This window comes from Mesorhizobium koreense, from assembly GCF_031656215.1.
Lineage (GTDB): Bacteria > Pseudomonadota > Alphaproteobacteria > Rhizobiales > Rhizobiaceae > Mesorhizobium_L > Mesorhizobium_L koreense.
This window is the reverse complement of sequence record NZ_CP134228.1, coordinates 3,239,527-3,260,347: the sequence shown is the minus strand read 5'-3', so window position 1 is coordinate 3,260,347 and position 20,821 is coordinate 3,239,527. Positions and strand designations below refer to the sequence as shown.

The window sequence follows — 20,821 nt, the reverse complement described above, 5'->3', positions numbered from 1 at the left end:
GCCGCGCTGAAGTGTTGAAATCGGACGCCGACCATCCCTTCTTCCGGCCGCTTTGGCGGCGGATCGCCGTTTTCGTGGTCTGCCTGGTGTGGTCGGCACTGGAATTTTACGGCGGCTCGCAGAATTGGGGCGTCATCGCCCTGGGGTTCGCCGGCTACGCCGCGTACGCCTATCTGTTCCGCTACAGTCCGCCGGACGAGAACAAGAAGCCGCCCACCAAAGAGTAATGAGCGAGGAAGACATGCCGAATTTGCTGGTGAAGCCAAACGGGAAGCATGGGCGTGTCACCCATGTCACGCCCGAAAACGCCGGCTGGACCTATGTCGGTTTCGATCTCTTCCGCCTCAGGCCGGGTGAAAAAGCGGAGGCAGAGACAGGCGACCGCGAGGCCTGCCTTGTCTTTATCACCGGAAAGGGCAAAGCGGAGGCCGACGGCAGTGGTTTCGGCGAGTTGGGAGGGCGCACATCGCCCTTCGAAGGCAAGCCTTGGTCGGTCTATGTGCCGGCGGGCTCAAGCTGGAAGGTGACCGCCACGACAGATCTTGAACTCGCCGTCTGCACCGCGCCCGGCCGAGCCAAAAGCCATCCCGCGCGGGTCATCCGGCCGGACGATCTCGGGCAGGAAACGCGCGGGAAGGGGACCAATACGCGCCATGTCACCAACATCCTGCCGGAGACGGACAAGGGCGCGGATTCGCTTCTTGTGGTCGAGGTGATCACGCCCGGTGGCCACACCTCGTCTTATCCGCCGCACAAGCACGACGCAGACAATCTGCCGGCCGAATCGCAACTGGAAGAAACCTATTACCACCGCATGAACCCGACGCAGGGTTTTGCCTTCCAGCGGGTCTATACGGACGACCGATCATTGGACGAGGCGATGGCAGTTGAGGACGGCGATGTCACGCTTGTTCCGCGCGGATACCATCCCTGCGCGGCCTGCCACGGCTACGACCTCTACTATCTCAACGTCATGGCCGGCCCACGCCGCACCTGGAAATTCCACAATGCCGCAGAACATGAGTGGCTGTTGAAGGCGTGAGGCGGGGTGCGCTTCATCCTCGCTTGTGCGTCTTTCGAGGCTCGCTCCGCTCGCACCTCGGGATGAGGGAGGTCGGTGCTGCTTACCGATCCGGTTCTGATGGTTTGGAACGGATCGCTATGCTGGACGCGACACTTCAGAACTTGGGCTGACATGTAAAAGCCGTCCTCATCCTGAGGTGCGAGCGGAGCGAGCCTCGAAGGACGCACCACAATTTGCCGCCCCAAAATGGCAATAACCCTACACCGTTACCGGCTGGCGCACGCGGTCCTTGCTGCCGAAGATGCGCAGGTAGCGCTCGACCTCCTTCGGATCGCCGGTCGCTTTCTCCGGATTGTCGGAGAGCTTGACGGCCGGATGGCCGTTCGCCTCGCTTACCTTGCAGACCAGCGAGATGGCTCGAAGCTGATCGTTACGCTCAGGCGCGCAATCGACGAAATCGTTGGTGAGGTTGGTGCCCCAGCCGAAGCTCAATCGCGCCTTGCCGCGAAAATGGAGATAGGCCTTCTCGATTGTTTCGACGTCGAGCGCGTCGGAAAAGATGAGGAGCTTCTTTCTTGGATCCTTGCCCTTCTCCTTCCACCATTCGATGATTTTCTCGCCGCCTTCGATCGCTGGCGCACTATCGGGGCGGAAGCCCGTCCAATCGGCGACCCAGTCGGGTGCGTCCTTCAGGAAGGCGGCGGTTCCGAAGGAATCGGGCAGCACGATCAGCAGATTGCCGCCATAGTAGCTCTGCCAGTCGGTCAGCACCTTGTAGGGAGCGGCGCGAAGCTCCTCGTCGTTGCGGGCAAGCGCAGCTAGGACCATCGGCAGTTCGTGCGCGTTGGTGCCGAGCGCTTCGAGATCGGTGTCCATGGCGAGCAGCACGTTAGAGGTGCCGGTGAAAGCGGCGCCGATACCTTCCTTCAGCGCCTCGACGCACCAGCGCTGCCAAAGGAAGCTGTGGCGGCGGCGGGTACCGAAATCGGAGATTTGCAGGTCCGGATATTTGCGCAGCCGCTCGACCTTGGCCCACGTCTTGGCCTTGGCGCGGGCATAGAGCACGTCGAGTGCAAACGGCCCGAGCGAGCGCATGGCCGCGCGCGAGCGCAACTCGTTGATGATGGCGAGCGCGGGGATTTCCCACATCGTGGTTTCGCTCCACGGCCCATGGAAGTTCAGTTCATACTGGCCGTCGCGTCGTAGAAGTTCGTATTCGGGCAGGCGGAAGCCGGCGAGCCAGGCGAGGAAATCGGGATCGAAGATCTGCCTGCGGCCGTAGAAACTGTTGCCGGCGAGCCAGATCATCTCCTTTTTGGAGAAACGGATGGTGCGCGCGTGGTCGAGCTGGGCGCGCAATTCCGCTTCGTCGATCTCGTCGGCGAGGCGGACCGAGGCGGTGCGGTTGATGAGCGTGAACGTCGCCTGCACGGTCGGGTAGAGCCCCCAGATCATCTGCAGCATCAACAGCTTGTAGAAATCCGTGTCGAGCAGGCTGCGGATGATAGGATCGAGCTTCCAGGTGTGGTTGTACACACGTCGAGCGATATCGGTTCTGGCCATGCGCCGTCCATCCCTAAACGGTAGAGCCTCGGAAGCCGGGTCCGGCTGTAGTCGTTACAGCACCGCCGGCTTGTTTCTCGCGCCATAGGTGGTGGAGGGAGGGCTGCTGTCAATGTCTGTCAGCAGTCCGCCTCTTGGCCCAAGGCTGCCTGCTTGTTCGCCGGTTGTGCAAGGAATAAGCATGACGCGGATAAATGACCAGGACGCCCATGGCCGCGACACCGCCGATCCGGACAAAATTTTTCTATGGCTGGGTCGTCGTGGCGGTCGCCTTCGTCTCCATGGGCATTGCGGTCAACACACGTACCGCGTTCTCGCTGCTCTATCCGCCGATCCTCGATGAATTCGGCTGGGAACGCGGCGCGACAGCGGGTGCCTTTTCGCTCGGCTTTCTGGCCTCGACCGCGGCGGTGCCCGTTATCGGTATGATGATCGACCGCTACGGCCCGCGGCTGGTTTTGCCGCTGGCGGGATTCCTGATGGCGGCCGGACTGGTGGGCGTGACCTACGTGACCACGCCGTTGCAGTTCTCTCTCACCATCGGCCTTTTGACGGTTGGCGGCTCCATGCCGCTCACCTATATCGGCCATTCCATGTTCCTGCCGAACTGGTTCGTCCGGCGTCGTGGGTTGGCGATCGGCATTGCTTTTTCGGGCGTCGGCGTCGGCTCTATCCTGATGCTGCCGCTGCTCCAGGTCGTCATCGAGGCGAGCGGCTGGCGCGCGGCCTGCCAGATAATGGCGGTACTCTGCGCGCTGCTCATACCGCTCAATTTTCTGTTTCAGCGCAAGAGTCCTGAGAGTTTCGGCCTGTTGCCCGATGGCGAGGGTTCAGGGCCGGACGAGCAGATGCTTGCGCCTTCGACGATCGTGGACAAGGAGTGGGTGGATCGGGATTGGACGCTTGCGCATGCGATGCGCACGCCACGCTTCTGGTGGGTTGCCGCCGGGTTCTTCTGTGCCCTCTACGCCTGGTACACCGTGCAGGTCCATCAGACGCGCTATCTGGCCGATGTCGGCTTCGGTGCGGGCGAGGCGGCCTTCGCGCTGGGGATGGTCGGCCTTTGCGGCGTTGTCGGCCAGATAGGGATCGGTCATTTCTCAGACCGCATCGGCCGTGAATGGGCCTGGACGATCGGCATGTCGGGCTTCATCGTCACGGTCCTGGCGCTGCTTGCACTGGACCATAACAAATCCCGGCTCCTGATGTATCTGATGGTCGCATCGCAGGGCCTGATCGGCTATGGCGTCGCTTCCGTCTTCGGCGCCATGCCGGCCGAGCTGTTCGCCGGCCGCCGCTTTGCCACCATCTTCGGCATGCTCAGCGTCTTCGGCAATATCGGTGCCGGCGTCGGACCATGGCTGACGGGCGATCTCTACGACCGGACAGGAAGCTACCAGAGCTCCTTCGTCGTGCTGCTTGTGCTTTCCATTGTCTCGATTGGTTGCATCTGGATGGCTGCGCCGCGCAAGGTCAGGCTCGTCGCCGGCCAGGCCGCCCGCCGCGCGGTGGTCGCGACGGGCGGCGGCTGAGCTCGGCCTTAGTTCCAGACGATTTCCGGCTTCTCGCGGAAGGCGAAGCGTTCCAGATGGCTGGCGATGACATGCTGGACGCGCGACAGGCCGACCGTTGTGCCGGCGGTAGCGGTCAGGCTCAGCATGTTGCCGCTTGAGGCGAGCGCGCAATTGCCGAAATCGAAGACGATCGTGCCGCGTTCCGGCGTGAAGCTCACTGCGACCTTGTGGCCGAAATGCTTGCAAAGCTGCTGCAGGTAACCGCTCGCCCTCTCGCTTATGACGATCGCGGAAGAGGTGAGCAGGAGTGGCTGTGTATCCATTGTCGTTCCTGTTTTCAGGTTTGTTCTTCAGACGGTTCGAGGGGGATCGCGCCGCACCAGTGCGTCGAGTTGGTCGGCCGCCCGATTGAGTATTTCAAGCGCCTCCTTCTGCTTCTCGGAGGGAGCGTCGACGATCTCGGTCAATGCGGCGCGGACACGACGGCGAACGGCATGGAACTCGTGCCGCATGGCGTGCCGCTCGTCGCGGCGGCCGCGCCCGACGGGTCCCTCGTCGGACCAGTCGAACCACTCGCGCGCCTTCGCCATCTTGCGGCCGAAGCGCTCGATCTGTTCGAGCACGCCGTCGACCATCTCGCGATTCTCTTCCAGATGCGCGCGGCCGGCATCGGTGATGGCGAATACCTTCTTGTTTCCCTCCGTGGACGAGGTCGCGTAGCCGGCTTCTTCGAGGAAGGTGAGCGTAGGATAGACGACGCCGGGGCTCGGGCTGTAGATGCCGCTCGAAAGCTCCTCCAGCGCCTTGATGAGATCGTAGCCGTGGCGCGGGCCTTTCTCGATCAGCGACAGGGCGATGAGGCGCAAATCGCCGTCGGCCAACATGCGGCCGGCGCGGAACATGTTGCCGCCGCCTCCGCCGAAACCTTTGCCGAACGGTCCGAATCCGTGACGTCCGCCGAAATTGCGGGACATGAAGCGCATGAGGCCGTCGTCGCGGCCCCGATGGTCCCGGCAGTGATGATGCATGACGATTTCCTCGTTATGTCTTACGATACATCTTAAGATAACGATGCGGTGCTGTGAGTCAAGATATATCGTAAGATATGTCGAGAATTTGGCGCGTCGGCTCTTTGAGGAGGCGTTAACCGGTGGCGGGTAGGCTTTACCACCCGAAAGCGGGCCATGCGGGCGGGTGAGAATTGGGATCGGTGCGCGACTTCGTTTCGTTTCTGGAAGACCTTGTGGAGCCGCCCGCAAAACCGGCGACGCACGACGAAGACTTTTCCGATGATGCCGTGGCCGCTCCCTCGATCCCGTTCGGTCTCGTCGGAGGCAACTCCGCTGACCAGCCGTCCGGCAGCGGGCCGGAAATGGCCACGGTCGCCTATCTTGGTCTCAATGCGGGATGGGCAGGCAGGGAGGCATTGCCGGAAACCGCGCCCGACGCGATCTCCCGCGAGCTTGCGCTGCATCGCATTGCCGACGCGAAATCGCTCGATCGCCTGAGGCGCGAATTCGCGTTTAGGAACCATCCGGACCGGGTGCGGCCGGAATGGCGCGACGCCGCCATGGCCCGGATGCAGACCGCCAACCGTCTGATCGACGAAGCAAAGCAACGCCTCGCCGGCAAGCGCGGCTGAACGGCGAGCGCCTGACCTCTCTCACCCTGAGGTGCGAGCGGAGCGAGCCTCGAAGACCGCACCCACCCGAACCGCTCTCCAAATCGTGAAGGCGGTTGCCGGGAGAGGGATTTTCCGCGCTCGTGCGGCAGGCTAGATTCCGGCCATGGTGCCGTGGTCCGGCCTTTGGCGAATCCTGCTTGCCGCTGCTTGTTCGCTTCCGGCAGCGGCATCGGCGCGGGCCGCAGAGACTGTCGACGTGCAACTCGTCCTCGCGGTAGACGTGTCGCTTTCCATGTCGCCCGACGAACTGGAGATCCAGCGTCGGGGCTATGCCACGGCGATGGCCGACCAGAGCGTGATCGACGCCATCACCGACGGTGCCTATGGACGGATCGCCGTCACCTATGTCGAATGGGCCGGGAAGGATACGCAGCGTGTCATCGTTCCGTGGACCTATATTGCGAACCGCGCCGACGCGGAGGCTTTCGCCGGCAAGCTCACCGAGGAGATCCCGCACTCGGCGCGGCGCACCTCCATCTCGGGCGGCCTTGCCTTCTCGGCCGATCTCATCGCCGAAAGCGGCATTCAGGCGATGAAACGGGTGATCGACGTTTCCGGCGATGGGCCGAACAACGAGGGGTCGCCGGTGGAAAGCACGCGCGACCGGATCGTGGCGCAGGGCGTCGTCATCAACGGCCTGCCGCTGATGACCAATAGCGGTTTCGTGAGCACGTTCGATGTGCCCGACCTCGATATCTATTACAGGAACTGCGTGATCGGCGGGCCGGGTGCCTTCATGTTCCCGGTGACGGGCTGGGAGCAGTTCCCCGAAGCGGTGCGCCGCAAACTCGTCATGGAACTTGCCACCGTGCCGATGCATTTTCCGGTTGTGAAGGCCGCCGCAGACCCCGATTACGACTGCATGATCGGCGAGAAGATCTGGAACAACCGTCCCTGGAACCTCAACGCGCCGTGAGCCGGCCCGTTCGATGATGCCGACCTTGCGCCGCCAGTTGACAAGGTTTGCGGCGGTTGTACGACTACGCTCCTCATCGTTTGAGTTAAGGGGAACTTCCGTGAAAAAGACAATAATGTTCGCCGCCGCGCTGTTGGCTTCGGCGGCACTTTGCATGCCCGCATCCGCCGAGACGAAAGTCGCTCTAGGCATGAGCGGCTGGACCGGCTTTGCTCCGCTGACGCTTGCCAAGGAAGCCGGTATCTTCAAGAAGAACGGCCTCGACGTGACGCTGGAGAAGGTACCGCAAGCGAGCCGTCCGCTCGCCATCGCCAGCGGCTCGCTGCAATGCGCCGCAACCACCGTCGAGACCTGGATGGTGTGGAACGCCAGCGGCGTCGCCACCAAGCAGATATTCCAGCTCGACAAGTCCTACGGTGCGGACGGCCTCGTCGTGCGCAACGACATCAAGACCGTCGCCGATCTGAAGGGCAGGACCGTCGCCGCTTCGGCACCCGGCACCTCGCCTTACTTCCTGCTCGCCTGGATCCTGGACAAGAACGGCCTCTCCACCAAGGACGTGAAGGTCATCAACATGGAACCGGACGCGGCTGCACAGGCTTTCCTGGCTGGCCAGAACGACGCGGCCTCCACCTACGAGCCCTTCATCTCCTCGGTGCGTGACAAGCCCGATGTCGGGCACATCCTTGCCACCACGCTCGACTATCCGATGATCCTCGATACGGTCGGCTGCACGCCGGACTTCCTCGAGAAAAATCCGGGTGCGGCAAAGGCGCTTGCCGACAGCTATTTCGAGGCGCTCGAAATGATCAAGAAGGAACCGGAAAAATCCTACAAGATCATGGGCGCCGACGTGAAACAGTCGGCGAAGGAGTTCGAGGATTCGGCGAAATACCTGAAATGGGCCGACCGTGAGGAGAACAAGAAGTTCTTCACTAAGGAGTTCCAGGACTTCTCCACCTCCGCTGCGAAGCTCCTGCTGTCGATGGGGTTGATCAAGGAGATGCCCGACGTCTCCAAGCTTGTGGATACGAGCGCGGTACAGTAGGGCTGGCCGCAATAATCGGCGCGGCGCCGTTGTTGCGCCGCGCTTCTCATCCGGGAAGTTTCTGATGATGCGGCCCCTCGAACCGGTTTCGCCGATGCTGCGCGTCGTGCTCGGCATCGGCTTCTTCGTCCTGTTTGTCGCCTTCTGGGCGTGGATGACGCTCGGCGGATATGTCAATCGCGTCTTCCTCGCCGACCCGTTCAGCATGTTGCACGACGGCTGGCGGCTCCTGGTCGAGGACAATTTCGCGCTCGATATCCTGATCACGGTCTGGCGCGTGGTTGGCGGCTTCGTTCTGGCTTCAATCGTCGCCGTGCCGCTCGGCATCCTGATGGGCGCATGGAAGCCTGTCGAGGCGCTTCTGGAGCCTTTCGTCTCCTTCGCGCGCTATCTGCCGGCCTCGGCCTTCATCCCGCTCCTGATCCTGTGGGCGGGGATAGGAGAGGTCGAAAAGCTGCTGGTCATCTTCGTCGGCTCTGTTTTCCAGCTCATCCTCATCATCGCCGTTTCGGTCGGCAATACCCGCCGCGATCTCGTCGAGGCGGCCTATACGCTGGGCTCGTCGAGCGGCGGCATCGTCAGGCGCGTCATCGTTCCGGCGAACGCGCCGGCAATCGCGGAGACGCTGCGGCTGGTGCTCGGCTGGGCCTGGACCTATGTGATCGTCGCCGAACTGATCGGCGCGTCGTCCGGCATCGGCTACATGATCATCAACAGCCAGTCGCGGCTCGCGACGGGGCAGATCATCTTCGGCATCATCGTCATCGGCCTGATCGGCCTGATCTCCGACGCCGGCTTCAAGGCGCTCAACCGCTGGCTCTTTCCATGGAGCCTCGCGTGACCAAACTCACGATAGAGAATGTCAGCCGCACCTTTCCCGGCACGCATGGCGGGCAGCCGGTGAAGGCGCTGCAGCCGGCCAACCTTTCCGTCAACGCCAACGACTTCATCACCATTCTCGGCCCGTCGGGCTGCGGGAAATCGACGCTTCTCAGGATCATCGCCGGTCTCGACACGCCGAGCACCGGCCGCGTGCTGCTCGACGGGCGCACCGTGACGCGGCCGGGCCCGGATCGCGGCATGGTCTTCCAATCCTATACGCTGTTTCCATGGCTTACCGTCGCCGACAACATCGCATTCGGCCTGCGCGAGAAGGGAACGCCGGAAAGGGAGCGGCGCGACACCGTCGCCTCCTATGTCGATCTCGTCGGCCTCAAGGGCTTTGAGAACCACTGGCCGAAACAGCTTTCCGGCGGCATGCAGCAGCGCACCGCGATCGCCCGCGCACTCGCCAACGATCCGGAGATCCTGCTTCTCGACGAGCCCTTCGGCGCGCTCGACAACCAGACGCGCGGGCTGATGCAGGAACTTCTCCTCGGCATATGGGAAAAGCGCAAGAAGACGGTGCTGTTCGTCACCCACGACATCGAGGAAGCGATTTTCATGGCTTCGCGTGTCATCGTCATGTCGGCGCGGCCGGGGCGCATAAAGTCCGACGTCGCGGTCGACCTTCCGCATCCGCGTCTCTACACGATCAAGACCAGCCCGGAATTCTCCGCGCTCAAGGCCCGGCTGACCGAGGAAATACGTGTCGAGGCGATGCGCACGGCGGAGGTGAGGTAGCACACGTAAAGAGTGCGTCCTTCGAGGCTCGCTGCGCTCGCGCCTCAGGATGAGGACTGCCGGCGCCTGCCTTCCTCATCCTGAGGTGCGAGCCCACACCGACTTTCGTGAAAAGCCGCCGCATATCCGGGCGAGCCTCGAAGGACGCACTCAATCCGACTAAGCCGCCAGTAGCTGCTTGCGGTCGATACGCTCCTGCTGCGGCGAGCGGGCGTAGAGTTCACGGTAGCATTTTGAGAAGTGGGACGCAGAGACGAAGCCGCAGGCAACTGCTACTTCCACGACAGGCAGCGACGACTGGATGAGCAGATGTCGCGCCCGATCGAGCCGGATCTCCAGATAATAGCGTGCCGGCGAGCGGCCCATCTCCTGCCGGAAGAGCCGTTCGATCTGACGCCGCGAAAGGCCGACATGGTCGGCGATCTCGATCAGAGAAAGCGGCTCGGACAGATTGGCTTCCATCAATTCGATGATGGTGAGGACCTTTGAATTCTGCACGCCGAGACGGGCGCGCAACGGCAGGCGCTGGCGGTCGGTCGGGCTGCGCACGCGGTCGGTCAGGACCTGCTCGCAGATGCGGTTGACGAGGTTGTCGTCGAAATCGTCGCCGATGAGCTTCAGCATCAGGTCCAAAGCGGCGGTGCCGCCGGCGCAGGTATAGATGTTCTGGTCGACCTCGAAGAGGTCGGCGAAGACGTTTGCCTTCGGGAACGCCTCGGAGAAGCCGGGCAGGTTCTCCCAATGGATGGCGCATCTCTTGTTGGAGAGCAGGCCGGCGGCGGCAAGGATATAGGCGCCGGTGCAAAGTCCGCCGATCGCCACTCCGCGATTATATTCCTCGCGTAGCCATGCATGGATGGTCTTGCTGCCTTGGTCCTCGACATTGACGCCGCTGCAGACGACGACCATCGAAGGCCGGTCCTGCCCGGACATCTTGCGCCGCTCCTCGTCGAGCGACGTATTGACGGCACAAAGCACGCCGTTCGACGCGGCTACCGGCTTGCCGTCGGCGCTGGCCAGCCGCCAGCGGTAAGCTTCATAGCCGAGCATCCGGTTGGCGATCCTGAGCGGCTCCAGCGCCGTCGCGAACGCCACCATCGTGAAATCATTCACCAGGAAGAAGACCAGCGATCTCTTGGTTTGCGCTTTCGCGGTCATCCAAGCCTCCACGAGGCGAGCGGCCCGCTGACATGATGTCGCGATCAGAAAAATCGTCAACAGGAAATGCCTGTCCTGTCAATGGATTGAGCAGGGCGCAAACGGGATATTCGTTGCGTTTCGAGAGGGGATGAGACGGAATGTCGCGGCTGTCGCAAACAAACAAGGCCCGCCTCTTTCGAGACGGGCCTGCGTTCATTCGATGCGGCTCTCAGAGCCCGATCGGGCTATTTCAGACAAGGATACCGAGGCGGGCGCCGGCCATCGCTCCGGTCTGGCCCGGCATCGTGCTTGCCAGGCGCTGACGCTCGAGAGCGGTCGCGATGTTGGAGGACTTGCGGTTCCTGCGGAAGCGAGCGAAGAATTTCATGACACATCTCCATGCTTTGGTTCACACGGAGCGGCCAACGTTTTTTGGACGGGCTGCTCGGTTGATGTTGCTTACATAGTTATGGTGCGGCGCAAAATAAGCGGCAAAAGCGAAGTGCAGGATACGAAAAGCGACATCGTGCATGAAACCCGGCTCAGAAAATTCGGAAATACCGTTAGTTAACAGTCGGTTACTCCAAGTCTCCCTGGCGCTATGCGCGACGTTCATGGGGGTTCCTCGCTTTTCGCATGGCATTGTGCGACGCACAACAGCCTGCATCCCGCTTTCCCGGTTCACATTCCGCCGTAACGCCCGCGTTCGCGGATCAGGCGGTCGTGGACGTCTTCATGGGCCTGCGGCCAGCCGATATCCTTCTGGACATCCGGCGGCAGGCTGCTGATCATGCGCTCGGTGCGGGCGGCGTCACGGCGGGCACGGAAACCGGCCACGTAGTGATCGAAAGCGTTGAGTATCGACATTTTGGCCTCCTTGCGACTGTGGGATCCGGCGGGTTTGCCGATCCTTGCTGTTGACAAGATGGTGCCGAAGTGAGATTCAATCAAACGAAATGAAATGAAGCAATCATTCAGCAATATTGAATGATGGAGGTTCGCAATGAACGCCCCACTCAACCACCCGATGCCGCTGCTTGACCTCGATGTCCTGCGCACCTTCGTCGCCATTGCGGAGACCGGCAGCTTCACGCTCGCCGCCAGCGCCGTCTTCCGTACGCCGTCCGCCGTTTCCATGCAGATAAAGAAGCTGGAGGAGCAACTCGGTCGGTCGGTTTTCACGCGCGACGCGCGTTCCGTGGCGCTCACCAATGACGGCGAGATGCTGCTTGGCTTCGCGCGGCGGCTCCTCTCCATCAACCGCGAGGCGGTGTCCAAATTCGTCATGCCCGATATCAGCGGCGTGGTGCGGCTAGGCTCGGCGGACGATTTCGGCGAGCGCATCCTGCCGGTGGTGTTGAAGCGGTTCGCCGAGACGCATCCGTCGATCGCGGTCGACGTCACCATCGACCAGAGCGTCAATCTTCGCCGGCGCATGACGGAGCGGCTGCTCGACATCGCCCTGATTACCAATTCGTCCGGGACCGGCGGGGCCGATTGCGAGGTGCTTTTCACCGAGCCGATCGTGTGGGCCGGCATGAAGGGCGGCTGTGCCCATCTGCGCGAACCGCTGCCCGTGTCGCTGTGGGAAGAAGGCTGTGCCTGGCGGGCAGGCGCGCTGGAGGCGCTCGGGCGGGAAGGACGCAACTACCGTGTCGCCTATATGAGCGCACACACGGCCGGCCAGCGCGCGGCCATCCTGTCCGACCTCGCAGTGGCGCCGCTGCCGAAATCCTTCATCGGCGACGATCTGGTGGAACTCGGGCCGAGGGATGGCCTGCCGAAGATGGGCGAGTACAGCCTTGCCATGATCGTGGCGCCGGATGCCGACGCGCCGGTGAAGGCGGCCGCCGATCATATCCGCGCGGCCTTCGAGGCGTTCCGCGAAACCGGCCGGTTCTAGGTTCCGGTGAGCACGATGCGGGAATACAGTATCGCGGCGATCCCCGCCGATGGGATCGGGCCGGAAGTCATCGATGCCGGCATCACCGTCCTCAAGGAATTGGCCGGGCAGCGCGGCGATATCAGGCTGGATTTCGATCTCTTCGACTGGGGCACGGACTACTACAAGCGTCACGGCGTCATGATGCCGGCGGACGGGCTGGACCGGCTCCGGAAATTCGACGCGATCTATTTCGGCGCGGTCGGCGCCGTCGACGTGCCGGACCACGTGACGCTCTGGGGGTTGCGTCTGAAAATCTGCCAGGGCTTCGACCAATATGCGAATGTCCGGCCGACCCGGATCCTGCCTGGGATAGCCTCGCCGCTCAATGGTGTGGAGGCAGGGGACCTCGACTGGGTCATCGTGCGCGAGAATTCCGAGGGCGAATATTCCGGCGCAGGCGGGCGGGTCCATCAGGGCCTGCCCGAGGAAGTCGGCATGGACGTAGCCGTCTTCACCCGCGTCGGCGTGGAGCGCATCATGCGCTATGCCTTCCGGCTGGCGCAGTCGCGGCCGCGCAAACTCCTGACGGTCGTGACCAAGTCCAACGCGCAGCGTCACGGCATGGTCATGTGGGACGAGATCGCCGAAAAGGTGTCGCGCGACTTCCCGGATGTGACCTGGGACAAGATGCTGGTGGACGCCATGACCGTGCGCATGGTGCTGAAGCCGCAGAGCCTCGACACGATCGTGGCTACCAATCTGCACGCCGACGTGCTTTCCGATCTTGCGGGCGCGCTTGCCGGCAGCATCGGCGTCGCACCGACAGCCAATATCGATCCGGAACGGCGATTTCCCTCGATGTTCGAGCCCATCCACGGCTCGGCCTTCGACATTGCCGGCAAGGGTATCGCCAATCCGATCGCCAGCTTCTGGACCGCGGCCGAGATGCTAGGCCATCTCGGCGAACAGGAGGCGGGGGATCAACTCATGCGCGCCGTCGAGCGCGTCTGCGAAGCCGGGATCATGACGCCCGATGTCGGCGGCAAGGCGACGACGCGGGAAGTCGCCGAAGCAGTCTGCAATGCCCTGCGGGGACGCAATATCCTGGGTTGAAGGCTGACAAGCGAGGCCCCCACTGACGGCGGGACTGACGGCGGGCCTCCAAGGCGCGAGTGGCTTACGCCGCCTGATCGGTCGCGAGCGGGCGGGTCATGCGGCGGACTTCCTCGTCCGTCAGCAGGCCGCCAGCGCGCAGGAGCGCGGCGAAGCGGCCGTTCCGCGCGGCAAGCTCGTTGAAGCTGCCGGCTTCCACCAGACGCCCCTGATCGAGGAAGATCACGAGATCGGCATCGCGGACCGTCGAGAGGCGGTGGGCGATGATGAAGGTCGTGCGGTTGCGCCTGATCTCGTCGATGGCGTTCTTCACACGCTCCTCGGTCTCCACGTCGAGCGCGCTCGTCGCCTCGTCGAGTACCAGGATCGGCGCGTTCTTCAGGATGGCGCGGGCGATCGCGATGCGCTGCCGCTCGCCGCCCGAAAGCTGCGTGCCGCGCTCGCCGACGACCGTGTCGTAGCCCTCGCTCTTGGCGAGAATGAAGTCGTCCGCGGCGGCCGCGGCCGCGGCTGCATGGACGTCCTGGTTGCCAGCGTCCTCGTTGCCGACGCGGATGTTGGCCTCGATCGAGCGGTTGAACATGCCGGCATCCTGGAACACCGTCGCGATCGAGTGGCGCAGCGACTTCTTGGTAACCGAGCGCGTATCGACGCCGTCGATCAGGATACGTCCCGATTTCGGCTCGTAGACGCGCTGCAGGAGGTTGATCAGTGTCGTCTTGCCGGAGCCTGTCGGGCCGACAATCGCCACCGTCTGGCCGGGCTGCACGTCGAAGCGGATGTCGTGGACGCCCTGGCCCGAGCTTGCGAATTCGTAGGAAACATCCTCGAAGCGCACATGGCCCCTGACGTTCTCAAGCTCGATCGTTCCGTCGTTCTCAAAAACGGTATGATCGATCGCCTCGAGCGCATAGAATTTTTCGAGCTTGGCGCGCGCCTCGAAAATCTGGTTCACAAAGGCGTTGATCTGGTCCAGGCGGCTGATGAGCAGCGTGGCAAAGCCGGTAAAGGCGATGACGTCGCCGACCTTCATTTCGCCACGGGTGACCAGATAGGCGCCGAGAAGCAGCACGACCATCATCGAGATCGTCGAGGCGACCTTGTTCATCGCGCTTGCCAGCGCCCACCAGTCGAGCACGGGATACTGCGCGTTCAGGAGCTTGCGCGCGAATTCCTCGAATGCGCGCGTTTCCTGTGCCACGCGATTGTAGCTCTGCAGCACGGCGATGTTGCCGATGGAGTCGCTGACATGACCGAAGACGGCGTTGTGGTGCGATTCCACCGCCGTCTGCCCCGCCTTGGTGCGGTGCATGACGATGCGGCCGGTGATGAAATAGAGAATGCCCAGCATGACGAGCACGGCGGAAAGCCGCACGTCGAGCACCAGCGCCGTCGGAATCATGAAAAGCAACGCGACGGCGGTCGAAAGGTGCTGGCGCATGAATTCGAGCCAGAGGCTGAACAGCGCGTCCATGGCGCGTACCAGCGTGTGGAGCACATTGGAGGAGCCGTTGGCCTGGTGCCATGCGAGCGGCATGGTGATGATGCGCTCGAAGGAATTCCCCATCACCTCCAGCCGGCGCCTGTGGGCAAGCCTGTCGGCGCCGCGCGCCACCCATACAAAGGCGAAGATGTTGAAGATGCCGAGCGCGGCCCACATCAGGAGCGTGGAAGCAACAGGCTGGTGCTCGGACACGCCTTCGATGACCCGACCGAACAAGACCGGTTCGGCCACGGTAACAAAGGCCAGCACGACGTTCGCGGAACAGATGAACAGTACCGGACGCTTGGCAGGCGCGAGATAGCGCAAAGCCCTCAAGTAGATTTCAACTAATGACACTTCGCCTACTCCCCGGCTGGCGATAAGATTGTGCGCCGCAGCATCCGGAACACCTTGCCCGGTTCCAACGCAAGGGAAAAATGGAGATGGATGGCGACCGTTCCATGGCAAAAGGAACAATAGTTGCGTGGTCCCTGTAATATTCCGTGATCAGCTAAGCTTTTGAGATAAAACAAAAACTGCGTCCGGAAGTCGCGGTTAAAAAGGGGCTCGCACCAGAGGTTGGCGACGGCTGTCCGTTTACCGCCTAGCGGTAGCGTCCAACTCGTGCATTCGCTCGCCATCGATCGGGAGTTGCCCTGACTGGAAATGCCTGCCCCGTTTGGGAAAATGCCGGGAGGAACTTTCCGTTGCGTCAGCTTTTTGCAAGGCAGCCATGCATTTTTGTCGGGCCATCGCCCGACTGCGAAAAGGCCGGTTCCTCACCGCGGCGGCTCGCCTCCGCTGCGATGCGGTGCTAGACGCAGCGGCGAAAGGATCAACAGCCGATGGCCGGTGTAGAACAATTGACGGTGGAACCAGGCGAGGCGGGTATGCGCCTCGACCGCTGGTTCAAGGCGCACTATCCGGGGCTCGGCTTCGGCCATCTGCAGAAGTTGCTGCGCTCCGGTCAGGTGCGCGTCGACGGCCGCCGGGCCAAGTCCGACACGCGCATCGAGCCCGGTCAGGTCGTCCGCATCCCGCCGCTGGAAGTGGATCGCAAGGAAGGACATGCGCTGACGGCGAAATCCATCCGTGGCCAGGATGACGGCGACGTGCTCGCCAAAATGCTGCTTTTCGAGGACGACAAGCTGTTCGTGTTCAACAAGCCGGCGGGACTGGCGGTGCAGGGCGGGTCGGGCGTGACGCGCCATGTCGACGACATGCTTGAGGCCTGGCGCAACAAGAAGGGCGAGAAGCCTCGCCTCGTCCATCGCCTCGATCGCGATACGTCCGGCGTGCTGGTCGTGGCGCGTACGCGTCTCGCCGCCATGAACCTCGCCAAGGCCTTTCGCGAGCGCGTGACGAAGAAAGTCTACTGGGCGCTGGTGAAGGGCGTGCCGAAGAAGCGGGAAGGGCGCGTATCCTCCTGGCTGGTCAAGGAACCCGGCCCGGAGGGCGACCGTATGCGTGTGGCCAGACATGGCGAGCCCGATGCCGACCATGCCGTCTCCAACTACCGCGTGGTGGAGCAGGCCGGCATGACGCTTACCTGGCTGGAGATGGAGCCTTATACCGGACGAACGCACCAGCTTCGCGTCCATGCCGCGAGCATCGGCTGCCCGATCATCGGTGATCCGAAGTATTTCGAGGCCGACCAGAATTGGGAGTTTCCCGGCGGCATCCAGAATCGCCTGCATCTCCATGCCCGCCGCATAATCATCCCGCATCCGGACGGCAGTGGCGTGGTCGATGTGACCGCCCCGCTGCCGCCGCATATGGTGCAGAGCTGGAACCTGCTGGGTTTCGACGAGGCCGACGCGGAGAGCGAGGGCTGACCTCGCCATTGCCACCGCCTATATTCGGGAAATTCGGCTGCCCACGAACTGGAGATGCCCATGCGCGACTTGCTGAACGATCTGGACGCGAGCCGGTATCTTTCCGATCCTGACCCGGTGAAGCGCGCGCGCAACCAGATGAAGGCGGCGCTGCCGAAGCGCTTCTACAAGGCGGTGACGACGGCGGAAGAAGAAGAGAGCGGCCATGTCGTCAAGCTCGACGGCCGCTCGGTGCGGACGCCGGCTGGCGCCGTGCTTGTGCTGCCGAATGCGGCCGTGGCGAAGCTGGTTGCGGACGAATATGCCGCGCAGGAAGAACTCATCAATCCGCTGACGATGCCTGTCACGAGGCTCGCCAACACGGCCTTCGACGGCGTTTCCTCAGCGGCGGATGCCGTGCTGGAGGATGTGCTCAAATTCTCCACGAGCGATCTTCTCTGCTACCGCGCCGGTGCGCCGGAGGCGCTGATCGAGCGCCAGGCCGGGGCCTGGGATCCGGTACTCGACTGGGTGCGCTCCGAGCTTGGCGCGCGCTTCCTGCTCGCCGAAGGGGTGATGCACGTGGAGCAGCCGCGCGAGACGATCGGCGCGGTCGCGATCCATCTGCGTAAGCGCGCGGAGCCTTTCCGGCTCGCCGCCATTCATCTGATGACGTCGCTAACCGGCTCGGCGCTTCTCGCACTCGCGGTGGAGGCGAAGGCGCTTGATGCAGAGACGGCATGGACGGCTGCCCATATCGACGAGAACTGGAATATCGAGCATTGGGGCGAAGATCCCGAGGCGACGAAGCGGCAGGCGAACCGCAGGCGCGACATGATGGCGGCCGCGGCGCTCATCGAGGCACTCGACGCGAATTAGCTCTGCAGCCTGAGCAGCACGGCGCCGGAGAGCGTCACGAAGACCGAGACGATCTTCGCCAGGTTGACGCGCTCCTTCAGGAACAATGTGCCGATGATGAGCGCGAAGACGAGGCTGGTTTCGCGCAGCGCTGAAACCAGGGCAATCGGCGCCTGGGTGAAGGCCCATGTGATCAATGCATAGGCGATGAAGGAGAGCGGCCCGCCGATCCACAGCGACCGCCGGCATGCCGTGAACGCCACGGCCACAATGTTGCGCCGGAAGAACGACATGCCGATGCACATCATGGCGCAGTTCAGGATCGCGGCGGTGCTGTAATAAGCCACGCTGTTGCCGGCAAGCCGCGCGCCGATACCGTCGTTCAGCGAGTAGGCGGAGATGAAGAGGCCGGTGACGAGCGCCAGCGTGCAGGACACGACGTTCAGCCGGCCGTCGGTCTTTGCTGTCAGGACGAGGCTGATGAGGCCGAGTCCGATGGTCGCTACCGCGGCGGTTTCAAGCGGCGTGAGCGTTTCGCCGAGGACGACGCCGGCCGCGGCTGCCGTTATCAGCGGCGCCACGCCGCGCGCGATCGGATAGACCTGGCTCAGGTCGCCCACGCGATAAGCGCTCGTCAGGAACAGGAAATAGCCGGTGTGCAGTACGGCCGAACTTGCGACCAGCGGCCATGCCTCCCGTGCCGGCAGGCCGGTGTACACGAGGCAGACAAGCCCCATCAAGGCGCTGCCGATGGATACCGCAAGCGCGCCGGCCATCTTGTCGGGCTGGGATTTTAGAAGCGCGTTCCACCCGGCATGGAGCAGGGCGGCAAACAGGATGGCTATCAGGACGGGCGTGGACATGGCTCGGATTTTCAATCGCGACGAATGTTAGCCGGCGTCGATACGGCAATCCACCTTTGCAGCATATAGCCATCGCGGGCAAGTTCATGGGCCTGCGCTGTAAATGTTGTCCGATAAAAGCGAAAAGCCCCGCCATTGCCGACGGGGCTTCTCCGGATGCTCGGTGAGCGGTCGGTCAGACCGAATAATACATGTCGAACTCGACCGGATGCGGCGTCATGTCGAAGCGCAGCACCTCGGCCATCTTCAGTTCGATGAAGCTGTCGATCTGGTCGTCGTCGAAGACGCCGCCGGCCTTGAGGAAGGCGCGGTCCTTGTCGAGGCTCATCAGCGCTTCGCGCAGCGAGCCGCATACGGTCGGGATCCGCTTCAGTTCCTTCGGCGGCAGGTCGTAGAGGTCCTTGTCCATCGGCTGGCCCGGATGGATCTTGTTCTTGATGCCGTCGAGGCCGGCCATCAGCAGCGCGGCGAAGGCGAGATAGGGGTTCGCGCCCGGATCGGGGAAGCGGACCTCGACGCGCTTCGATTTCGGCGAGGCGCCGAAGGGGATGCGGCAGGACGCCGAGCGGTTGCGCGCCGAATAGGCGAGCAGCACCGGCGCCTCGAAGCCCGGCACCAGCCGCTTATAGGAATTGGTCAGCGGGTTGGTGAAGGCGTTGATCGCCTTGGCGTGCTTGATGACACCGCCGATATAATAGAGACAGCTTTCCGAAAGGCCGGCATATTCGTTGCCGGCAAACATCGGCTTGCCCTCCTTCCAGATCGACTGATGCACGTGCATCCCCGAGCCGTTGTCGCCGTAGATCGGCTTCGGCATGAACGTTGCAGTCTTGCCGTAGGCGTTGGCGACCTGATGGACCACATATTTGTAGATCTGCGTCTTGTCGGCGTTGCGCACCAGCGTGTCGAACTTCATGCCGAGTTCGTGCTGGGCGGCGGCGACCTCATGATGGTGCTTTTCCGTGCGCACGCCCATCTCGGTCATCACCGACAGCATTTCCGAGCGCATGTCCTGGCAGGCGTCGATCGGCGGAACCGGGAAATAGCCGCCCTTGACGCGCGGGCGGTGACCCATGTTGCCGGTCTCGTAATCGGTGTCGTCGTTCGACGGCAGTTCGTTGGAATCGAGCTTGAAGCCGGTGTTGTAGGGGTCGGCCTTGTATTTCACGTCGTCGAAGATGAAGAATTCGGGCTCCGGCCCGACATAGACGGTATCGCCGATGCTCTCCGCCTTCATGTAGGCTTCTGCCTTCTTGGCGGTGCCGCGCGGGTCGCGATTGTAGGATTCGCCGGAAACCGGGTCGAGGATGTCGCAGAGCACGACCATGGTCGACTGCGCGAAGAACGGGTCCATGTGGACCGTGTCGGTGTCGGGCATCAGTACCATGTCGGACTCGTTGATCGCCTTCCAGCCGGCGATCGAGGAGCCGTCGAACATGACGCCGTCGGCGAACATGTCCTCGTCGACCTCGGCGATGTCCATGGTCAGGTGCTGGAGCTTACCCCTCGGATCGGTAAAGCGCAGGTCAACGAACTTCACCTCGTTGTCCTTGATCTGCTTCATGATGTCGTCTGCAGTCGTCATTCTATGTTTTTCCCTGTGACAGTTTGATTTGCGCTACGCCGCCTCTCAGACGGCGTCGATCCCGGTTTCGCCCGTGCGGATGCGGATGACTTCCTCGACATTCGACACGAAGATCTTGCCGTCGCCGATACGGCCGGTCTGGGCCGCCTTGCGGATAGCCTCGATCGCCGCTTCCACCATGTCGTCGCCGAGGACCACCTCGACCTTCACCTTGGGCAGGAAATCCACGACATATTCCGCCCCGCGATAAAGTTCCGTGTGGCCCTTTTGCCGACCGAAGCCCTTGGCCTCGGTCACCGTGATGCCTTGAAGCCCGACCTCCTGGAGCGCTTCCTTCACCTCGTCGAGCTTGAAGGGTTTGATGATCGCCTCGATCTTCTTCATTTCAGGTCTGCTCTCCATTCGGTTGAGACGGCTGCGGTACCGGCTTCGCCCAAAGCTTAGCATGAAGCGTGCCAAACCGTTCGGGAGCGGTTGCTGTCGCTGGGTGGTGTCGCGGCCAGGACTGATACGTCATTCCGGCGCTAAAAGCGATTATTTGGCGGCCGTTCCGCCTTAGCCTGCAGATGTTCCTGATTGGAAACAGGGCATATTGCCTATTTTCTAGGCAGACTGGCCTATGTGCGGCCGCTTAGGGAGCGCCGGCGCAAGCCGCCGATGATTGCGGCAACGCCGGAAAGCGCCCTATGGTCACCACGATCCCCCACG

At 62.7% G+C, this 20,821-nt stretch carries 23 protein-coding genes; 12 read left to right on the top strand and 11 right to left on the bottom strand.

Annotated elements, in window-relative coordinates:
* Window positions 1-11 precede the first annotated feature (11 nt).
* A complete protein-coding gene (locus RBH77_RS15530) occupies window positions 12-227 on the top strand; it encodes a DUF3329 domain-containing protein (protein ID WP_311028491.1) in 216 nt (71 codons plus the stop codon).
* Window positions 228-241: 14 nt separating this feature from the next.
* The gene (iolB, locus tag RBH77_RS15525; protein WP_311032569.1) at window positions 242-1,042 is read left to right on the top strand and encodes a 5-deoxy-glucuronate isomerase; all 801 of its coding nucleotides are present in this window, start codon (window positions 242-244) and stop codon (window positions 1,040-1,042) included.
* A 240-nt stretch (window positions 1,043-1,282) separates the two neighbouring features.
* Here the strand turns inward: iolB and pncB are convergent, their stop codons facing one another.
* Window positions 1,283-2,587 carry a nicotinate phosphoribosyltransferase gene (gene pncB / locus RBH77_RS15520; RefSeq protein ID WP_311028490.1) on the bottom strand — a complete coding sequence of 435 codons (1,305 nt, stop codon included), beginning with the start codon at window positions 2,585-2,587 and terminating at the stop codon, window positions 1,283-1,285.
* Between the two features lie 194 nt (window positions 2,588-2,781).
* On the opposite strand from pncB, the gene RBH77_RS15515 reads away from it, so the two are divergent.
* A complete protein-coding gene (locus RBH77_RS15515) occupies window positions 2,782-4,119 on the top strand; it encodes an MFS transporter (RefSeq protein ID WP_311028489.1) in 1,338 nt (445 codons plus the stop codon).
* Window positions 4,120-4,127: 8 nt separating this feature from the next.
* Here the strand turns inward: RBH77_RS15515 and RBH77_RS15510 are convergent, their stop codons facing one another.
* The gene (locus tag RBH77_RS15510) at window positions 4,128-4,424 is read right to left on the bottom strand and encodes a DUF2218 domain-containing protein (protein ID WP_311028488.1); all 297 of its coding nucleotides are present in this window, start codon (window positions 4,422-4,424) and stop codon (window positions 4,128-4,130) included.
* A gap of 27 nt (window positions 4,425-4,451) precedes the next feature.
* Complete coding sequence (locus tag RBH77_RS15505) at window positions 4,452-5,129, bottom strand: PadR family transcriptional regulator (RefSeq protein WP_311028487.1); 678 nt, start codon at window positions 5,127-5,129, stop codon at window positions 4,452-4,454.
* Window positions 5,130-5,311: 182 nt separating this feature from the next.
* Between RBH77_RS15505 and RBH77_RS15500 the strand changes: the two genes are divergently transcribed.
* The 5 genes from RBH77_RS15500 to RBH77_RS15480 all read left to right on the top strand — a co-directional run bounded on the left by RBH77_RS15500 (window position 5,312) and on the right by RBH77_RS15480 (window position 9,372).
* Window positions 5,312-5,743 carry a hypothetical protein gene (locus RBH77_RS15500; protein ID WP_311028486.1) on the top strand — a complete coding sequence of 144 codons (432 nt, stop codon included), beginning with the start codon at window positions 5,312-5,314 and terminating at the stop codon, window positions 5,741-5,743.
* Window positions 5,744-5,888: 145 nt separating this feature from the next.
* Entirely contained in the window at window positions 5,889-6,701 is an 813-nt protein-coding gene (locus RBH77_RS15495; protein WP_311028485.1) for a DUF1194 domain-containing protein, read from the top strand.
* Between the two features lie 115 nt (window positions 6,702-6,816).
* Window positions 6,817-7,749, top strand: coding sequence for an ABC transporter substrate-binding protein (locus RBH77_RS15490; RefSeq protein ID WP_371832878.1), 933 nt, complete (start codon window positions 6,817-6,819; stop codon window positions 7,747-7,749).
* A 67-nt stretch (window positions 7,750-7,816) separates the two neighbouring features.
* A complete protein-coding gene (locus RBH77_RS15485; protein ID WP_311032567.1) occupies window positions 7,817-8,590 on the top strand; it encodes an ABC transporter permease in 774 nt (257 codons plus the stop codon).
* The gene (locus RBH77_RS15480; RefSeq protein WP_311028484.1) at window positions 8,587-9,372 is read left to right on the top strand and encodes an ABC transporter ATP-binding protein; all 786 of its coding nucleotides are present in this window, start codon (window positions 8,587-8,589) and stop codon (window positions 9,370-9,372) included. The genes RBH77_RS15485 and RBH77_RS15480 overlap by 4 nt, the downstream gene beginning before the upstream one ends.
* 159 nt (window positions 9,373-9,531) lie before the next feature.
* On the opposite strand, the gene RBH77_RS15475 is transcribed toward RBH77_RS15480, so the two are convergent.
* The 4 genes from RBH77_RS15475 to RBH77_RS15460 form a co-directional block, all read right to left on the bottom strand.
* Window positions 9,532-10,530, bottom strand: coding sequence for a GlxA family transcriptional regulator (locus tag RBH77_RS15475; RefSeq protein WP_311028483.1), 999 nt, complete (start codon window positions 10,528-10,530; stop codon window positions 9,532-9,534).
* Between the two features lie 232 nt (window positions 10,531-10,762).
* On the bottom strand, window positions 10,763-10,900 hold the full coding sequence (locus tag RBH77_RS15470; RefSeq protein WP_311028482.1) for a hypothetical protein: 138 nt from the start codon (window positions 10,898-10,900) through the stop codon (window positions 10,763-10,765).
* A 21-nt stretch (window positions 10,901-10,921) separates the two neighbouring features.
* The gene (locus tag RBH77_RS15465) at window positions 10,922-11,128 is read right to left on the bottom strand and encodes a hypothetical protein (protein WP_311028481.1); all 207 of its coding nucleotides are present in this window, start codon (window positions 11,126-11,128) and stop codon (window positions 10,922-10,924) included.
* Window positions 11,129-11,193: 65 nt separating this feature from the next.
* Window positions 11,194-11,379 carry a hypothetical protein gene (locus RBH77_RS15460; RefSeq protein ID WP_311028480.1) on the bottom strand — a complete coding sequence of 62 codons (186 nt, stop codon included), beginning with the start codon at window positions 11,377-11,379 and terminating at the stop codon, window positions 11,194-11,196.
* A 136-nt stretch (window positions 11,380-11,515) separates the two neighbouring features.
* On the opposite strand from RBH77_RS15460, the gene RBH77_RS15455 reads away from it, so the two are divergent.
* Both RBH77_RS15455 and RBH77_RS15450 read left to right on the top strand, forming a co-directional pair.
* On the top strand, window positions 11,516-12,415 hold the full coding sequence (locus tag RBH77_RS15455) for a LysR substrate-binding domain-containing protein (RefSeq protein ID WP_311028479.1): 900 nt from the start codon (window positions 11,516-11,518) through the stop codon (window positions 12,413-12,415).
* 15 nt (window positions 12,416-12,430) lie between these two features.
* The gene (locus tag RBH77_RS15450; RefSeq protein WP_311028478.1) at window positions 12,431-13,510 is read left to right on the top strand and encodes a tartrate dehydrogenase; all 1,080 of its coding nucleotides are present in this window, start codon (window positions 12,431-12,433) and stop codon (window positions 13,508-13,510) included.
* 64 nt (window positions 13,511-13,574) lie between these two features.
* Here RBH77_RS15450 and RBH77_RS15445 read toward each other — a convergent pair whose 3' ends face one another.
* Window positions 13,575-15,350, bottom strand: a complete 1,776-nt coding sequence (locus RBH77_RS15445) for a glucan ABC transporter ATP-binding protein/ permease (RefSeq protein WP_311028477.1) — start codon at window positions 15,348-15,350, stop codon at window positions 13,575-13,577.
* 488 nt (window positions 15,351-15,838) lie between these two features.
* On the opposite strand from RBH77_RS15445, the gene RBH77_RS15440 reads away from it, so the two are divergent.
* A complete protein-coding gene (locus RBH77_RS15440; protein WP_311028476.1) occupies window positions 15,839-16,828 on the top strand; it encodes an RluA family pseudouridine synthase in 990 nt (329 codons plus the stop codon).
* Between the two features lie 60 nt (window positions 16,829-16,888).
* A complete protein-coding gene (locus tag RBH77_RS15435; RefSeq protein WP_311028475.1) occupies window positions 16,889-17,686 on the top strand; it encodes an ATP12 family chaperone protein in 798 nt (265 codons plus the stop codon).
* Here the strand turns inward: RBH77_RS15435 and RBH77_RS15430 are convergent.
* From RBH77_RS15430 to RBH77_RS15420, 3 genes are all read right to left on the bottom strand, one after another.
* The gene (locus tag RBH77_RS15430) at window positions 17,683-18,528 is read right to left on the bottom strand and encodes an EamA family transporter (protein ID WP_311028474.1); all 846 of its coding nucleotides are present in this window, start codon (window positions 18,526-18,528) and stop codon (window positions 17,683-17,685) included. The genes RBH77_RS15435 and RBH77_RS15430 overlap by 4 nt on opposite strands.
* A 175-nt stretch (window positions 18,529-18,703) precedes the next feature.
* Window positions 18,704-20,113: a type I glutamate--ammonia ligase gene (glnA, locus tag RBH77_RS15425; RefSeq protein WP_311028473.1), complete on the bottom strand. Its 1,410-nt coding sequence runs from the start codon at window positions 20,111-20,113 to the stop codon at window positions 18,704-18,706.
* Window positions 20,114-20,158: 45 nt separating this feature from the next.
* Complete coding sequence (locus RBH77_RS15420; protein WP_311028472.1) at window positions 20,159-20,497, bottom strand: P-II family nitrogen regulator; 339 nt, start codon at window positions 20,495-20,497, stop codon at window positions 20,159-20,161.
* Window positions 20,498-20,821 lie beyond the last annotated feature (324 nt).

Bases quoted from the DNA above. Each gene is read 5' to 3' on its own strand.
- iolB (WP_311032569.1), top strand. From the start codon at position 242: ATGCCGAATTTGCTGGTGAAGCCAAACGGGAAGCATGGGCGTGTCACC.
- RBH77_RS15460 (WP_311028480.1), bottom strand. From the start codon at position 11,379: ATGTCGATACTCAACGCTTTCGATCACTACGTGGCCGGTTTCCGTGCC.
- RBH77_RS15435 (WP_311028475.1), top strand. From the start codon at position 16,889: ATGCGCGACTTGCTGAACGATCTGGACGCGAGCCGGTATCTTTCCGAT.
- RBH77_RS15490 (WP_371832878.1), top strand. From the start codon at position 6,817: ATGTTCGCCGCCGCGCTGTTGGCTTCGGCGGCACTTTGCATGCCCGCA.
- RBH77_RS15455 (WP_311028479.1), top strand. From the start codon at position 11,516: ATGAACGCCCCACTCAACCACCCGATGCCGCTGCTTGACCTCGATGTC.
- RBH77_RS15495 (WP_311028485.1), top strand. From the start codon at position 5,889: ATGGTGCCGTGGTCCGGCCTTTGGCGAATCCTGCTTGCCGCTGCTTGT.
- pncB (WP_311028490.1), bottom strand. From the start codon at position 2,587: ATGGCCAGAACCGATATCGCTCGACGTGTGTACAACCACACCTGGAAG.
- RBH77_RS15420 (WP_311028472.1), bottom strand. From the start codon at position 20,497: ATGAAGAAGATCGAGGCGATCATCAAACCCTTCAAGCTCGACGAGGTG.
- glnA (WP_311028473.1), bottom strand. From the start codon at position 20,113: ATGACGACTGCAGACGACATCATGAAGCAGATCAAGGACAACGAGGTG.
- RBH77_RS15485 (WP_311032567.1), top strand. From the start codon at position 7,817: ATGCGGCCCCTCGAACCGGTTTCGCCGATGCTGCGCGTCGTGCTCGGC.
- RBH77_RS15430 (WP_311028474.1), bottom strand. From the start codon at position 18,528: ATGTCCACGCCCGTCCTGATAGCCATCCTGTTTGCCGCCCTGCTCCAT.
- RBH77_RS15470 (WP_311028482.1), bottom strand. From the start codon at position 10,900: ATGAAATTCTTCGCTCGCTTCCGCAGGAACCGCAAGTCCTCCAACATC.
- RBH77_RS15440 (WP_311028476.1), top strand. From the start codon at position 15,839: ATGGCCGGTGTAGAACAATTGACGGTGGAACCAGGCGAGGCGGGTATG.
- RBH77_RS15475 (WP_311028483.1), bottom strand. From the start codon at position 10,530: ATGACCGCGAAAGCGCAAACCAAGAGATCGCTGGTCTTCTTCCTGGTG.
- RBH77_RS15515 (WP_311028489.1), top strand. From the start codon at position 2,782: ATGACCAGGACGCCCATGGCCGCGACACCGCCGATCCGGACAAAATTT.
- RBH77_RS15505 (WP_311028487.1), bottom strand. From the start codon at position 5,129: ATGCATCATCACTGCCGGGACCATCGGGGCCGCGACGACGGCCTCATG.
- RBH77_RS15450 (WP_311028478.1), top strand. From the start codon at position 12,431: ATGCGGGAATACAGTATCGCGGCGATCCCCGCCGATGGGATCGGGCCG.
- RBH77_RS15510 (WP_311028488.1), bottom strand. From the start codon at position 4,424: ATGGATACACAGCCACTCCTGCTCACCTCTTCCGCGATCGTCATAAGC.
- RBH77_RS15465 (WP_311028481.1), bottom strand. From the start codon at position 11,128: ATGAACGTCGCGCATAGCGCCAGGGAGACTTGGAGTAACCGACTGTTA.